The sequence below is a fragment of the Staphylococcus sp. HMSC34C02 genome, assembly GCF_001838705.1.
Taxonomy (GTDB): Bacteria; Bacillota; Bacilli; order Staphylococcales; family Staphylococcaceae; genus Staphylococcus; species Staphylococcus borealis.
Genome location: NZ_KV838580.1, coordinates 1 through 14,843 on the forward strand (window position 1 = coordinate 1; position 14,843 = coordinate 14,843).

15 protein-coding genes are annotated in these 14,843 nt (G+C 32.8%); 4 read left to right on the top strand and 11 right to left on the bottom strand.

Features of this window, described 5'->3' with window-relative positions; genetic code table 11:
* Positions 1–86: 86 nt before the first annotated feature.
* The 4 genes from vraR to HMPREF3239_RS05900 are packed head-to-tail and all read right to left on the bottom strand — an operon-like array spanning position 87 to position 2,861.
* The gene (gene vraR / locus HMPREF3239_RS05885; protein WP_070855030.1) at positions 87–716 is read right to left on the bottom strand and encodes a response regulator transcription factor VraR; all 630 of its coding nucleotides are present in this window, start codon (positions 714–716) and stop codon (positions 87–89) included.
* Positions 706–1,752, bottom strand: a complete 1,047-nt coding sequence (locus tag HMPREF3239_RS05890; RefSeq protein WP_053030370.1) for a sensor histidine kinase VraS — start codon at positions 1,750–1,752, stop codon at positions 706–708. The genes vraR and HMPREF3239_RS05890 overlap by 11 nt, the downstream gene beginning before the upstream one ends.
* Positions 1,749–2,450: a cell wall-active antibiotics response protein VraT gene (liaF, locus tag HMPREF3239_RS05895; protein ID WP_053030371.1), complete on the bottom strand. Its 702-nt coding sequence runs from the start codon at positions 2,448–2,450 to the stop codon at positions 1,749–1,751. Before liaF ends, HMPREF3239_RS05890 begins: the two co-directional genes overlap by 4 nt.
* A gap of 24 nt (positions 2,451–2,474) precedes the next feature.
* Positions 2,475–2,861: a hypothetical protein gene (locus tag HMPREF3239_RS05900; RefSeq protein ID WP_070855031.1), complete on the bottom strand. Its 387-nt coding sequence runs from the start codon at positions 2,859–2,861 to the stop codon at positions 2,475–2,477.
* A gap of 187 nt (positions 2,862–3,048) precedes the next feature.
* Here HMPREF3239_RS05900 and HMPREF3239_RS05905 point away from each other — a divergent pair, with 187 nt between their 5' ends.
* Entirely contained in the window at positions 3,049–4,059 is a 1,011-nt protein-coding gene (locus tag HMPREF3239_RS05905) for a HoxN/HupN/NixA family nickel/cobalt transporter (RefSeq protein WP_141763596.1), read from the top strand.
* A 504-nt stretch (positions 4,060–4,563) separates the two neighbouring features.
* Here the strand turns inward: HMPREF3239_RS05905 and map are convergent.
* On the bottom strand, positions 4,564–5,316 hold the full coding sequence (gene map, locus HMPREF3239_RS05910; protein WP_053030374.1) for a type I methionyl aminopeptidase: 753 nt from the start codon (positions 5,314–5,316) through the stop codon (positions 4,564–4,566).
* A gap of 147 nt (positions 5,317–5,463) precedes the next feature.
* On the opposite strand from map, the gene HMPREF3239_RS05915 reads away from it, so the two are divergent.
* Positions 5,464–6,453, top strand: coding sequence for an FUSC family protein (locus HMPREF3239_RS05915; RefSeq protein ID WP_053030375.1), 990 nt, complete (start codon positions 5,464–5,466; stop codon positions 6,451–6,453).
* 177 nt (positions 6,454–6,630) lie between these two features.
* Here the strand turns inward: HMPREF3239_RS05915 and HMPREF3239_RS05920 are convergent, their stop codons facing one another.
* On the bottom strand, positions 6,631–7,353 hold the full coding sequence (locus tag HMPREF3239_RS05920; RefSeq protein WP_053030376.1) for a lipid II isoglutaminyl synthase subunit GatD: 723 nt from the start codon (positions 7,351–7,353) through the stop codon (positions 6,631–6,633).
* 2 nt (positions 7,354–7,355) lie between these two features.
* A complete protein-coding gene (locus HMPREF3239_RS05925) occupies positions 7,356–8,666 on the bottom strand; it encodes a lipid II isoglutaminyl synthase subunit MurT (RefSeq protein ID WP_070855033.1) in 1,311 nt (436 codons plus the stop codon).
* Between the two features lie 194 nt (positions 8,667–8,860).
* On the opposite strand from HMPREF3239_RS05925, the gene ftnA reads away from it, so the two are divergent.
* Positions 8,861–9,361 (top strand): H-type ferritin FtnA, encoded by a 501-nt coding sequence (ftnA, locus tag HMPREF3239_RS05930; RefSeq protein ID WP_053030378.1) that lies wholly within the window; start codon positions 8,861–8,863, stop codon positions 9,359–9,361.
* Between the two features lie 356 nt (positions 9,362–9,717).
* Positions 9,718–10,269, top strand: a complete 552-nt coding sequence (locus HMPREF3239_RS05935) for a 3'-5' exonuclease (protein ID WP_053030379.1) — start codon at positions 9,718–9,720, stop codon at positions 10,267–10,269.
* Between the two features lie 61 nt (positions 10,270–10,330).
* Here HMPREF3239_RS05935 and dinB read toward each other — a convergent pair whose 3' ends face one another.
* The 4 genes from dinB to HMPREF3239_RS05955 form a co-directional block, all read right to left on the bottom strand.
* Positions 10,331–11,401 (bottom strand): DNA polymerase IV, encoded by a 1,071-nt coding sequence (gene dinB / locus HMPREF3239_RS05940; protein ID WP_053030380.1) that lies wholly within the window; start codon positions 11,399–11,401, stop codon positions 10,331–10,333.
* A 101-nt stretch (positions 11,402–11,502) separates the two neighbouring features.
* The gene (locus HMPREF3239_RS05945; RefSeq protein ID WP_053030381.1) at positions 11,503–12,051 is read right to left on the bottom strand and encodes a DUF3267 domain-containing protein; all 549 of its coding nucleotides are present in this window, start codon (positions 12,049–12,051) and stop codon (positions 11,503–11,505) included.
* A 129-nt stretch (positions 12,052–12,180) separates the two neighbouring features.
* Positions 12,181–13,542, bottom strand: a complete 1,362-nt coding sequence (rlmD, locus tag HMPREF3239_RS05950) for a 23S rRNA (uracil(1939)-C(5))-methyltransferase RlmD (protein ID WP_053030382.1) — start codon at positions 13,540–13,542, stop codon at positions 12,181–12,183.
* Between the two features lie 101 nt (positions 13,543–13,643).
* Positions 13,644–14,636 carry a diacylglycerol kinase gene (locus tag HMPREF3239_RS05955; RefSeq protein ID WP_053030383.1) on the bottom strand — a complete coding sequence of 331 codons (993 nt, stop codon included), beginning with the start codon at positions 14,634–14,636 and terminating at the stop codon, positions 13,644–13,646.
* Positions 14,637–14,843: the final 207 nt, after the last annotated feature.

A 14,843-nucleotide genomic window follows, 5' to 3' on the forward strand; every position in this document is an offset into this window, starting at 1 on the left:
ACGACGAATTCAAAAGAATTCTGTCCCGCTCCCTCATTAATAATCAACGCAAGCGTCTCGTTAAAATACTTTGTATTTATATGTTTTTATTGAATTAAATTATGTTGGAATGCATAAATTACAGCTTGCGTTCTATCTTGCACTTCTAATTTACTCAATATATTACTTACATGTGTTTTTACAGTTTTAATTGTGATATGAGAAGCACTTGCAATTTCTTGGTTAGAATAGCCTTTAGCAATTAATAATAAAATTTCCATTTCTCGTTCAGTCAACATTTCATATAGCTCTGCACGTTTTTTCATTCTATTACGCATTTTAACTAAAACTTCAGGTTCGAATACAGATTCTCCATTATACGTTTTACGTACTGCATCTGCAATATCGCTCGCACTGGTTGTTTTTAAAATATAACTATCTACACCAGCATCTAAGGCTCTGTATACCTCTTTATCTTCAATAAAACTTGTTAACATAACGACTTTAATATGAGGTAAATCTTTTTTTATTTGAGTAGTAGCTTCTACCCCATCCATGTCATCCATTAATAAATCCATGAGAATTAAATCTGGTTTAAGTTCATGCGCTTTCGCAATTGCATCTTTACCTGACGCCCCTTCTCCAACTATTTCAATGTCAGATTGTGTTGATAAATAACTTGATATCCCAATTCTAACCATTTCATGGTCATCCACGAACAAAACTTTAATTGCCATAATTATCATCCTCCTTATTTAATGGTGCCTTTACTTCTATTCTTGTTCCAGAATCTGGCAATGATACGATATGGAATGTCGCACCGATTTCTAATGCACGTTCTCTCATATTTTTCAATCCATAGCTTTGTTCTAATTTCTCATCAACATTAAAACCTTTACCATTGTCTTGAATTCGAAGTAATAAATAATCTTGTTGGTTAAATAATTCAACCGTCACTTTTGTACCGTTAGAATGTCTCAATGTATTAGAAATCGCTTCTTGCGTTATTCTAAACAAATGATCTTCTATGCCTTTAGGCACCTTGAAATCTTGTATATCGTGAATCACTTTCATAGGCACTTTCTTCTGTAGATCGATGACTAAGTCTTTAATACCTTCACCTAAAGATTTATCTTTTAAGCCTAAAGGTCTTAAATGAAGTAGCAGTGCACGCATTTCTAATTGTGATTCTTGAACCATTTTCTCTAAGACTGGAATCTGTTGGTCAAGTGGTGCCTCTAATTTTGTTTCTTTGATTGCAGATAACATCATACTTGCAGCGAAAAGTTGTTGACTAACGGAGTCATGTAACTCTCGAGCTAACCTTTGACGTTCATCTTCAATGATTTTTTTAACTTTAACGTCATTCATATTGTAATTTTCATTAGTTAAATTTTGTGTTTTCATTCGTAGACGATGTAGTTCTTGGTTTAAAGGAACTAATGTTTGATAGATATCAATCGTTTCATTGTAAAGCTCAATATTTTGATCGTTAATACCTACCGTTTCACCTTCTATAGCATGTTCAATTTGTGATTTAATCCACGTATTTTGTTGATTAATTTTGTATGCGAGAATTGAACCTACGATGATACAAAGTAAAATGATAACTAAATTTAAAAATAAGAATACAGGTATACCAAAAATTTGTGTATAAAACATACCTTGAAAATAGATAATATTAACAAATACTTTATCTATAAATAAGAACGCGGTTAACATGCTATAGACGAGTATAAGCATTGAACCGATAGCTCTTAAATAGTGATTCATCGATAAATCACCTCAACATCTCCGATAAATGTTGAAACATAAATATTGACGTTATAATTTTCTTCTTTGGGCTTCTCTTCAACCTGGATATGGTTATTCTCAACTTTATAAGATTGGCCATTTAAGTATGCATTTCCATATAAAGCAGCCATGTGCAAGTTAATATTATAATTCAATGGTACCACTAACTGAATTTTCCCTAAAATATGTCTTACAACAATTGTATTATTTTCTTTAATATTCGCAGCTTTGGTCATATCAATGTGAATATCCCCAACACCATGTTGAATTTGCACATCTTCCCATTTATACACATACACTGGCGTACGTTGCTCACCAAACCATTTTTGCTTTATAAACTGAGGAGATGTTACTTCATCCTCTGAAGCAATTACTTTCAATGGTTTAAATTTAAAAATAAGATATCTTATAATAACAATAACCAGAAAGACAAATAAAATAATAATAGTATATTTATTTGAAAGTAAAGTAAACGCTATAAGCAAGGCGCCAATCCAAAACGCTAAGAGCCCCCTTACTTTATGAAAGTAAAGGTAGCCTACATAAACTAATATACATCCTAAAAGTAATACGAATAGATAACCTATTTTTTCAAAAAAGATGTAATAAAAATTTGCAATAATCATTAAAGCGGTAAATATAATTAATAATTCTGTCGAAATATATTTTCGAGTCAATGTGTCGCCTCCTATCCCTCTTAATTAAGCTACTATACTCATTTGTTCAATTATGTCACATTCGCCTTGAGTTGTAATTTTTTCTTTAGAACAGCGATGAATATCTGCTTCAATTCTTGCACAATACGCTTCGAATAGATCCAGTTGTTTTTTAAGGCTTTCAATTTCATAATTATTAATTTCCTGAGCATGTTTAATGTTATAAGTGTTAGTTATATCAATATATTTATTTTCTAATGTTGCAGATAAACTGTCAATCAACTTATTCATTTGCGTTTTCTTAGCTTTTAAATATTCAATATAATTTTCAATGTTTTTTAATTTTTCATCTAAACTAATTTGATAATCACTAATGTTTCGTTTAATAATCACTTTAAGAAAATGTTTTAAATATAAGTCCATATAATTCATAGAACCACCTCGTCCTTAATTAAGCTTAATTATAGTTCAAAGTGGTATAAACGCCCATAGGCTATGGGACCATCTTGTTCTCATACTTTAGTACGATGTTGCTTCATTTCATTATAAACTTAATTTTATATTTACCATTTTTAAGTGTATGATTAAGTATATTTATTCTAGAAAGAAGGTAACATCAATGACTCAAGCACATCATCATCTGAATTGGCTCCCCTACATTCTTATCGTTATTTTTCTGCACATTTTAGGTTTCAGTTTCCTTTGGTTAGCAAATTCTAACCATCTACTTCTAGGTATGGGTATCCTCGCATATACACTGGGATTGCGCCATGCATTTGATGCCGATCACATTGCTGCGATAGACAATACTGTACGTAAATTATTACAGCAACAACGTAGTCCTGTCGGCGTAGGCTTTTATTTCTCAATTGGACATTCAACAGTCGTCTTTCTTATGTCTGTTTTCTTAGGTATTTCTGTAAAATGGGCAAAAGACGTGTTGCCACATTTTCAAGAAATTGGTGGTATGATTGGTACAATTGTTTCAGGAAGTTTTTTAATTCTAATTGGTATTTTGAATCTAATCATATTAGTATCCTTAATTACGCTTTTCTTAAAATTAAGAAATGAACTTATAAATGATAATAAATTAAATGATTTATTAGAGGCACGTGGATTGATTTCTCGTTTAGTTGGCCCCTACTTTAAACTCATAAATCGTAGTTGGCATGTCTTGCCCCTTGGTTTTTTATTTGGCTTAGGATTTGATACTGCAAGTGAAATTTCTTTACTTGCGTTATCTTCTGGTGCGTCTCAGCAAGCAATTTCATTTATAGGTATCTTATCCTTGCCTATACTATTTGCTGCAGGCATGAGTTTACTTGATACGTTAGATGGTATATTGATGACCTCTGCCTATAATTGGGCGTTTTTCAATCCTATTCGGAAAATTTATTACAACATTACAATTACTGCCATCTCAGTTATCGCTGCATTGTTAATCGGTACTACAGAGTTGCTTCAAATCATAGCAGAAAAATACCAATTAAGTGGTGCTTTCTGGACATTCATCGCAAATATTCAGTTTGATTATTTTGGTTATATTATGGTCATTTTGTTCTTAACAAGTTGGCTCATTTCTTATTTAATATGGAAATTTGGCAAAGTTGAACAACAATGGACCAAGTAAACATGTTTCAATGGGAGTGGGACAGAATTCTTTTAAATTCGTCGTCCCACCCCCGCAAGGATGACTAGAACTGAGAAAAGCTTGATTTAAGCGCCTTTTCAGTTCAGTCAACTACTGCGAATTTGCTAAATAGCATTATTATATTATTTATGCCCCAGACTCTGTTTAAATTACCTGCGACAAGTGAAGGTCGCATAGTTAACATATCTTTAATTGGTAGTCACATTATCCATCTCTTAATGAACGATACAGTCACATACAAGCGGATGAATACACACGTTTATACCAGTCATTGATAAGTGGCATTAAATCGCACTTAAGAAAATAAATAAACCCGTTTGCATTTTAAAAGCAAAGTAAATATAAAAAAGACAATTTCTATAGTGAATGCACTCATAAAGTTAGATTTTAAGATTAACTATTAAGGTGCGTATCAAAACTCACTAGAAATTGTCTTTTTACTTATCTATTCACGTTTAGCCAATTAAAGATTTACTTCTAAAATTAGTCTATTTTAGTCGTTAATAATGGACCATCTTTAGTAACGATAACCGTATGTTCAATTTGGGCTACATAACTTTTATCTCTTGTTTCAAATGCCCATTCATTCTTACCTTCTGTTACGAATGTTGCTTTAGAAGAAATAAACGGTTCTACTGCGATTACAACCCCTTCTTTAAGCAACGTTTTATCTTTAGGGTCATAATAATTCATTACATGATTAGGTGCTTCGTGTAAAGATTGACCTACGCCGTGTCCTGTTAAATTCTTGATGACAGTTAAATCATTTTGACGTGCAGTTGCATGCACAGCTTTACCAATATTACTTAATTTAGTTCCTGGTTTAACCTTTGCCATCGCATTTTCAAATGCCATTAATGCAACGTCACATACTTTTTGTTTAAGTGGATCACTTGCTTCACCCACAACAAATGAAATACCAGTATCTGCGTAATAGCCATTTTTTAACGCTGATACATCAATATTAACTAAATCGCCTTCACGAATGATTCGTTTCCCTGGAATTCCATGTGCAACTTCTTCATTTACACTAATACATGTTTGTCCAGGGAAATTCTCATCATGAATAGGTGCTGAAATAGCGCCATGTTCTTCAAATAAATCTTTAGCAATATTGTCTAATTCTTTAGTTGTGATGCCAGGTTTAGTAGCTTCTTGCATCGTATCCCTAACCTTAGCACAAATGTAACCTATTTCTTTTAAGGCTTGTAATTCTTCTTCTGTTTTTACAATCATAATATCCCGTTCCTTTTTAATTGTGATTACATCTTATTATACCAAAAAAATTTTGATATACTAAACATACAAAAAATGAAGTGAAAATAATTTACTTATTAAAGAAACATATTAATGTTATTTTCGTACAACGAGAGGATTTATCATATGGATAAATGGTACAAAAGAATTATTGGTGCTAGAACCATTAAAACTGGTTTAGCCACTTTTTTAACATCTCTATTTTGTTTGATGCTTAATTTAACTCCTATCTTTGCGATATTAACAGCTATTGTAACAATCGAACCTACAGCCAAAGCATCATTAAAAAAAGGGTACAGAAGATTGCCAGCCACAGTCATTGGCGCATTATTCGCTGTTATTTTTACATTTATTTTTGGAGATCAATCAGCATTAACCTATACATTTAGTGCACTGTTCACGATTTTAGCTTGTACAAAATTAAATTTACAAGTTGGTACGACCGTTGCGGTATTAACATCAGTTGCTATGATACCTGGTATACACGATGCCTATTTCTTTAACTTCTTCTCAAGATTATTAACAGCGTTGATTGGTTTGGTCACAGCGGGATTAGTTAATTTTGTCGTTCTTCCTCCCAAATATTACCAACAAATTGAGGATAATCTAACACAATCAGAATATAAAATGTATGAGTTATTTTCATCAAGATGTAATGAATTATTATTAGGAAAATTTGATTCAGATGCTAGTAATGATTTATTAAATAAGCTAATGGGTGTGATTAACAAATCTGAGACATTAACTGGATATCAAAAAGATGAATTACGCTACCATAAGAACAAGGAAGATGAGTGGAAACGGTTGAAACAGATTTCGAACCGTTCATATATTGACCGATTACTTGCGACCCACCTGTCAAATATCATTTATTTACCTAAGCATATTCATTTAGTATTTACGCCTGAGGAAAAAATGGCAATTATTAAAATCAGTCATAGTGTCAATAATATAGTCAATAGCGATCATTTCGAACCACATCGTTCATCTGCATCAACACTTAAGTCTTCTGTTAAGCGATTAGAAGAGTTTGATCAAAATCAAATAAAAAGTCATATCATTTATGAAATACTTTTAATTTATAAATTATTAGATAGTAGATACAATGACAAATAAATAAGAGTCTGGGACAAAAATAATATAGTGAAGCTATTTTGCAAATTTGCAGTAGCTGACTGAACTGAGAAGGCGCTTAATTCGAGCTTTTCTCAGTTCTAGTCATCCTTGCGGGGGTGGGACAACGAATTTAAAAAGAATTCTGTCCCACTCCCTTTACTAAATAATAGTCAACTATTATTTATTCTTAGATGAACGTTCAATAATAACACGCTTAGCTGCTTCTTCTTCAGTGTTATCTAGTTGTTTAGGTTCAAACGGTATACCTTTACGTTCACAGGCTTTTTCTAATAAATAATCCGTGATTTCATGATTTTTAGGTAAAATAGGTCCATGTAAATAGGTACCTAGTAAGTTTTTATAGTGGATACCTTCTTGTTTATCCTCATCATTATTTCCATATCCTACTGTAACGTGTCCTAACGTGCCGTAATGATGATGTGTACGTCCACCATGATTCTCAAAGCCAACTATTGTACCAAATGTATCACTCTCAATGACGATATCGCCAGTTAATCGTTCAGTACGTGATTCAGTATAAAAATCTAATATACCTAATCCTTCAAGTTCAGTGCCATCAGGAGTAATATATTTTGTTCCTAAGAATTGGTAGCCGCCACAAATTGTCAATCCTGGCATACCATCTTCAATTGCATCTTTAAGTGTGGTCTTCATTTTGCTTAATTCTTTAGTCGCAATACTTTGTTCTCTATCACTTCCACCACCAATAAAGAAGATGTCACAGTTATCAAGCGTCACACCTTCAGTTTGGTTAACCTCAACAACATTTAATTGAATATTACGTTTCTTTGCTCTTTGTTTGAGTGCAATAATATTTCCAATATCACTATATAAATTTAATTTGTCTGACATAAAATGATAAACGGTTAATTCATTCATATTTATTGCCCTCCTGTAAATGAACGATTAAGTTGTTCTAACATCGGAGATAATGACGTGTAGTTAGGAATTGCGACTGTAAATCCTTCATAGTTCATAGTCAATGCTGTTGCTTTATAGATATCCTTTTCAAGGATGATAGGCACAGTCACTTCAGCCAATTTCAGACGTAGTTGCAATTCTTCAGCTCGAGTTCCTGTTACTATAATCGTTTCTATATTTTGTTCGCTTAATTTCTCAAAATCAGCGTCATAAATCCATGACGTATCGCGACCATCTGCCGCGTTATCATTCAAACTAATAACATACACTTTCTTACCTTCTAATTGTTCGCCCACAGATAAACTTGCATTCATGCCAGCGGGATTCTTAGCAAGGTTAATCATTGCTTCTTTATGATTGAGTTTGAAATACTGCATACGTCCATTATCTGATGTGTATGATTCAAACCCTGTTCGAATCGAATCATCATTAAGACCTAATTCTCTTAATACTGTATATGCCGCTAACGCATTATAAGCATTAAAGTCACCGGCAATTTTCATATTAAACGTAGTATCACCAATATTTAATCCTAAGAATGGAGATGCAGAGAATGATGTCACTTCGTATTTCGGTAATTCTCGTTTGAATCCACATGAACAATGGTAATGACCAATTTGGTTATAATGAATGTAATCATATACTAATAGTTTGCCACAATTAGGACAATATTTACTCTCATTCATTGTACTTTGCTCAAATTCATGTGCATGTGCTTTCATGCCATAATAAACAATCGAATCACTAGCGATTTTGAGTCGACTAACAAACGGATCATCTGCATTAAGTAACAATTTGATTCCCTTATTACTAATAGACTTAGCAATATTATTTACCATTATATCGATTTCACCAAAGCGATCCATTTGATCACGGAAGAAATTTGTAAAAATCATCATTGATGGTGTCACTTCTTTTAATACACGTGGTATTGATCCTTCATCAATTTCAATGACAGCTACTTTAGTATCTTTAGTGCTTTGCATGATAAAAGCAGATGTAATACCTGCCGCCATATTCGCACCTTCATTATTATGTATGATATCAATGTGATTTGCTTTTAAAGTATGTCCTATAAGATTAGATGTAGTCGTTTTACCGTTCGTTCCGCTAATAAAAACGATATCATCAACTTTTGCAGCTAATTTTCTTAATATATTTTGATCCACTTTGCGGGCAACTTGTCCAGGTAAGTCAGTACCTTTTTTCCCGGCAGCGATACTAGCCTTACGTGCCAATTTCGCTAAGTGCGTTGCAGTCCATTGTCTCATGTGCTTCCTCCTCATATAAATCACTTGAATAATTATAACACGTAACGGGTATAACAAAAAACATTCTCAATTAAAAATAACAAGTTACATCCTAGATTATAATAATTATTATTTACTAATGAGAATAGATTTGTTATACTCTTTATGAACAAAGACAAAATAAATGACAAATTTTTAATAGAGGTGACTTAATTATGTTAAGTAAAGACTTGTTAGAAGCACTTAATGATCAAATGAACCATGAATATTTCGCAGCGCATGCTTATATGGCAATGGCAGCTTATTGTGATGACGCTTCATATGAAGGTTTCGCTAATTTCTACATTCAACAAGCTAAAGAAGAACGTTTCCACGGTAAAAAAATCTATGATTACATTAATGACCGTGGTGAACACGCTGAATTCAAATCAATTCCAGCACCTAAAACTGAATTCAAATCAATCCTTGAAACATTTAAAGATGGATTAGCACAAGAACAAGACGTAACACGTCGTTTCTATAATTTATCTGAAATTGCTCAAAAAGATAAAGACTATGCTACTATCTCATTCTTAAACTGGTTCTTAGATGAACAAGTGGAAGAAGAAGCAACTTTTGAAACACACATTGATTATTTAAATCGTATTGGCGACGACTGCAATACTTTATATTTATATGAAAAAGAATTAGCAGCACGTTCATTTAATGAAGAATAATGCTTTCCTTATTAAATTCAGACACGATATAGATAAGACTATATCTAAAAATAATCGATAGTTGGCTGTTACTGGAAAGGCATTTAACTCAAGCTTTTTCAGTTCTAGTCAATCTTGCATGCGGGCCCTAGCAAAGACAATTTCACTAAGAAATTCTACAAGCTAAGCAAGCTGGGAGTCGGGGCCCCAGCAAAGAGAATTTCATTAAGAAAATTCTACAAGCTAAGCAAGCTGGGAGTGAACACGAATTTTAAAAGAATTCTGTCCACTCCCTTTTTTAGTTGTGCAACATTCTGGAAATGTTTTTATACTACTACTAAAATGAAAACATCTATACATGAAAGGATGGTGTAAATATGGATAATGCTTTTATTGCATTAGACTTTGAAACAGCAAATGGTAAACGTACAAGTATCTGTTCTGTTGGTATGGTTAAAGTTGTCAATAATGAGATTGTTGAATCCTTTTACACTTTAGTCAATCCATTTGATTATTTCTCAAAGACGAATATAAATGTTCATGGTATTACACCTGAGGATGTCAATAATGCGCCCAGTTTTGACTATGTATATCCCTATATGATGCAATTTATTGATAACTTACCTGTTGTTGCACATAATGCTGCCTTTGATATGAATGTACTTCACCAAAGTTTAAAGCAATTAAATATTGAAACTCCGTCAATGATTTACTTTTGTTCGTATCAACTTGCTAAACGTACGATTGATGCATATCGCTATGGTCTTAAACATTTAATGAATCATTATCAATTAGACTTTCACGGTCATCATGATGCGCTCAATGATGCCAAAGCATGTGCAATGATTACATTTAGATTATTAAAGCATTATGATAATTTGCAAAGTATGCTCCAAATTTATGGTAAAAATTTAAAAGATAAAGGCTAACGCATGATGTGAAATGTATTTTGATAAGCAAAGTACATTTTATCGGCATTGACCTTTATCTTTAAATAAAATCATAGATTGTCATATTTTTATATGTTGATTGTTCTAAATTCCCTACTGTGACACCAATTAATCTTATTGGAATATCGGGATCCTTTAATTCGTTATATAAATCATAGGCAACATTGTATATATCAATATCACTATTAACCGGCTCTCTTAAGCTCCTTTGTTTTGAAAATGTTTCATACTGATATGTTTTTAATTTAACTGTTACAGTGCTACCTGATTTTTGCAATTTAGTTAAACGTTCTGCTGTTTTTCCAGATAGTTCCCATATCTTCTGCAATATGACTTCATCATCATTGACATCAGTTGAAAACGTGCGTTCAGTTCCCACGGATTTACGCACTCTTTTCGCTTTCACTTCACTATGATCAATACCTCTGGCTTTCTGATATAAGCCACGACCTCTTTTTCCAAACCAACGTATTAAGTCAAATTCTGTTTTGTCATATAAATCTTTCCCTGTGTAGATATCATGATGATGCATTACTTTTTTCGAGGCTTTGCCCACACCTGGAAAGTCGCCAATATCTAAATTCATTAAAATATCATTTACATTATTATAATCAATAACCATCATGCCATTCGGTTTGTTCATTCCACTTGCTAATTTTGCTAAGAATTTATTATACGAAACACCTGCAGATGATGTTAAACCCGTTTGTTCAAAAATATCACGACGAATAAAACTTGCAATTTTTGATGCCGGTAAGTCAGATCTGACTAAATGTGTAATATCTAAATATGCTTCGTCGAGTGACATTGGCTCAACGATATCTGTGTAACTTTTAAATATAGACATAATAATAGCAGAAGCTTCTCTATAGGCATCAAACCTTGCGCTGACATAATAACCATTGGGGCATAATTTATGGGCTTGAGACATTGGCATTGCAGAATGAACACCATATTTTCGCGCTTCATATGATGCAGTAGAAACCACGCCGCGTGTACTCGCCTTCCCACCAACAATCACTGGTTTCCCTTTTAATTTAGGATTATCTCGCATTTCTACTTGCGCAAAAAAGTAATCCATATCTATATGTATAATTCTTCTTTCAGCCATTGTCTCACCTCTTTAAAAAATAAGCCTCAACGTAATTATAATGTGAAATCTTTCAAAACTCATGAAATGTGCACATATATAATCATATTGAGACTTATGATTTATTCAAACTCATTATTAACTTGTATAGGACGCTGATAATACATAATTAATCCTTCATCGGATGGATGAATGTACTCAAATTTATTCGTAAACGTAATACCTACTAGATATAAATCTATTAGACAATACCCGAAATGAATACTTAACATGATGATAATTGAAGAGTACGTATAATAACTAAATATCAACATTAATAGACCAGTAATGATGACCATTGGAGCTAACATAATTGTGCAAAATTGCCATTTGTTAAAACATTTTTTTGAAATATGTACTAATAGAAATCCTTTTTTATATTTTAATTTAGGCTGTTCACCCTTTGAAAAAATAAAAAACGAAAGTCTGTGAATCAATTCATGTAATCCTAAAATAACGACAAAACCTAAAAATCCATAGAGTAAATTAGCTAAAAAAGTTTGCTCATGAATAGTTGTAAACATAAACGCCCACTTGTATGTAAACAATATCATAAATAAAACCACGACCAATTGGGTTGTAATAAACTTAGGTAAATTGATTCGACTAGGCGAAAAATCAAATTTTTGCACAAAAATGACCTCCAATCTTTCTTAATTTCAACCATAGTATACACAGTCTATATCGAGAAAAAAACCTTTTCTATAAGATTTAATGCGCTGTAATCATTTCTTAATATTCGTATTATGAAATATCACGTATCATTTTCTTTCAAACAATGCTACTGTTTCTACATGTGTTGTTTGTGGGAACATGTCGACCGGTGTAATTTCTTTCAACTCATATTGTGTGTCTAAAATTTGTGCATCCCTTTGTTGTGTTGAAGGGTTACACGAAATATACACAATACGTTTAGGATTAAGTTTCAGTAAAGTTTGTAAGAAGGTTTCATCACAGCCTTTACGCGGTGGGTCTACCATTACAACATCCGGTCTGATACCTTGTTGTTTCCATTTTATAATGACCTCTTCAGCTTTACCACAGACAAAAGTTGTATTTTCAAATCCATTTAAAGTCGCATTTTGCTGTGCATCCTTAATCGCAGATGGCACAACTTCAACACCATACACATGTTTAGCTACTGGTGCCATGTATAGACCTATCGTACCAATACCACAGTATGTATCGAGTACTGTTTCTTCTCCTGTTAACTGCGCATACTCTATTGCTTTTTGATATAATTTCTCAGTTTGAGATGAATTAATTTGGTAAAATGATTGATCACTAATCTTAAATGTTGTATCGCTAAGTTGATCTACAATTTTGTCTTTACCATATAGTGTTATCGATTGTTGACCCATAATAACATTAGAATGGCTGTTATTAATGTTTTGCTTAATACTCGTAATGTTAGGAAATGTTTGTTTTAACTTTTCCACTAGAATTGAAGCGTCTCTAAAATGTTTTCCATTGGTTACAAAGATAACCATCATTTCATCGGTATAATAGCCTGTGCGAATAACTAGATGTCTTAACAATCCACTTTTAGTACGTTCATTATAGATACTGATATGATATTCTTTAATCCATTGTTTAACGTGATTCATAATATCTTGATGTATACCATCTTGGATTAAACAACTATCCATATCAATAATATCGTGACTTCGTTGTCGATAATATCCCATGACTGCTTGTCCATTTTTATCGGTACCAATAGGTAGCTGTGATTTGTTTCTATAATGCCATGGATTATCCATTCCAACAGTTTTATGAATGGTTGTATCGGTAAATTGTGCTTTTCTATGGAAGAGATTAATCACTTGTGATTGTTTCATTGCCAATTGTGCTTCATAAGTCATATGTTGTAATTGACAACCACCGCACTTCCAATAATATTTGCATGGTGGTTCAACGCGATGCTCACTCGGTTTCACAACTTGAAGTAGTTTGCCTATCGCAAAATTTTTCTTTACTTTGATAATTTTGTATTCTATTTCTTCTCCAATTAACGCATTTGGCACAAAAATTGGGTAACGATCGATTTTGATAACACCATGCCCTTCGTGCGTTAAATCAACAACATTACCATGGTTAATTGCATTTTTACTTATTGTTTCCATTATTTCACCCCACATAAAAAGAGGTTGGAGTAGTTTAACCTAGGTTTGTTTTTCATACCCAAGCCATTAAAACTATTGCTCAACCTCTTCAACTGTATAAATTACTCTGATATTTCATTATTTCTTATAATCTCTTCATTTGATGGTTTTTCTTCAATGATACCATCTTCAACTTGCTGATCTTCAGTTAACTCCTCGTTGTATATATCCTTTGGTGTGCATACTTCGATATGACGCTTTAAATTCAAGAAATTGGCTGGTAATTTACCGCCATATTCTCCATCTACATTCAATTGCATTTCTGTAAATGATGAAATATTAATAGATGTTGCCTTTTCATAGATGACTTTTGGATGTTTAATGTGTTCTCCACGAGACGCTAATGTCATAATATGTCCTAATTCAGCCAAGTTAGCCTTTTCAACAATAATCAATGTAAAATGACCATCGTCTAATTTCGCGTCTGGAACTAATTTCTCAAATCCCGCCATAGAGTTTGTAAGTCCTAATAAGAATAATAATGCTTCACCTTGAAAGACTTGATTATCGTATTCTATTCTTAAATCTACCGCTTTCATTTGAGGTAACATTTCAAAACCTTTGATGTAATACGCGAAAGGACCCACGATAGACTTTAAGCGACTTGGCGTTTCATAGGACACTTGCGTTAATTGTCCGCCGGCTGCTAAATTGATAAAGTAGCGGTTATTCATCTTACCAATATCAACTTTCGTTGTATGATTATCAATGATGACATCAACCGCCCCCATAATATCGCTTGGTAGATGTAAGGCTCTACCGAAATCATTCACCGTCCCCATAGGAATAATGCCTAATTTTGGGCGATTAGGTTGCTCCGCGATACCATTTACCACTTCATTAAGCGTGCCATCTCCACCAGCAGCTATGATAATATCATAATCTCTTTTAAGTGCACGTTCCGCTTCAAGTGTTGCGTCTCCTTCACGCTCTGTTGCATAAGCACTTGTTTCGTAACCGGCACGTTCTAATTTTATTAAAACATCTGGTAAAGTTCTTTTGAAGAGTTCCTTTCCAGAAGTTGGATTATAAATGATTCTTGCACGTTTTCTCATAAATTATCCCTCATCTTTTTATACATATTCTTATATTAAATGATTTATAAGAGAGTTGGAAGTATTTAAATCAATAAACTTTAAAATACATCCTATATATTATCAGTCATATAGTGATTGTAAATCTTATATTACACCGGGTGCTAGCGCTTAAAATGTACCAAAATTAAAAAGGAGCGGGACAGAATTCTTTTGAATTCGTCGTCC

Bases quoted from the DNA above. Each gene is read 5' to 3' on its own strand.
- HMPREF3239_RS05925 (WP_070855033.1), bottom strand. From the start codon at position 8,666: ATGAGACAATGGACTGCAACGCACTTAGCGAAATTGGCACGTAAGGCT.
- HMPREF3239_RS05920 (WP_053030376.1), bottom strand. From the start codon at position 7,353: ATGAATGAATTAACCGTTTATCATTTTATGTCAGACAAATTAAATTTA.
- HMPREF3239_RS05900 (WP_070855031.1), bottom strand. From the start codon at position 2,861: ATGAATTATATGGACTTATATTTAAAACATTTTCTTAAAGTGATTATT.
- HMPREF3239_RS05905 (WP_141763596.1), top strand. From the start codon at position 3,049: ATGACTCAAGCACATCATCATCTGAATTGGCTCCCCTACATTCTTATC.
- map (WP_053030374.1), bottom strand. From the start codon at position 5,316: ATGATTGTAAAAACAGAAGAAGAATTACAAGCCTTAAAAGAAATAGGT.
- rlmD (WP_053030382.1), bottom strand. From the start codon at position 13,542: ATGGAAACAATAAGTAAAAATGCAATTAACCATGGTAATGTTGTTGAT.
- HMPREF3239_RS05890 (WP_053030370.1), bottom strand. From the start codon at position 1,752: ATGAATCACTATTTAAGAGCTATCGGTTCAATGCTTATACTCGTCTAT.
- ftnA (WP_053030378.1), top strand. From the start codon at position 8,861: ATGTTAAGTAAAGACTTGTTAGAAGCACTTAATGATCAAATGAACCAT.
- dinB (WP_053030380.1), bottom strand. From the start codon at position 11,401: ATGGCTGAAAGAAGAATTATACATATAGATATGGATTACTTTTTTGCG.
- vraR (WP_070855030.1), bottom strand. From the start codon at position 716: ATGGCAATTAAAGTTTTGTTCGTGGATGACCATGAAATGGTTAGAATT.
- HMPREF3239_RS05955 (WP_053030383.1), bottom strand. From the start codon at position 14,636: ATGAGAAAACGTGCAAGAATCATTTATAATCCAACTTCTGGAAAGGAA.
- HMPREF3239_RS05915 (WP_053030375.1), top strand. From the start codon at position 5,464: ATGGATAAATGGTACAAAAGAATTATTGGTGCTAGAACCATTAAAACT.
- HMPREF3239_RS05935 (WP_053030379.1), top strand. From the start codon at position 9,718: ATGGATAATGCTTTTATTGCATTAGACTTTGAAACAGCAAATGGTAAA.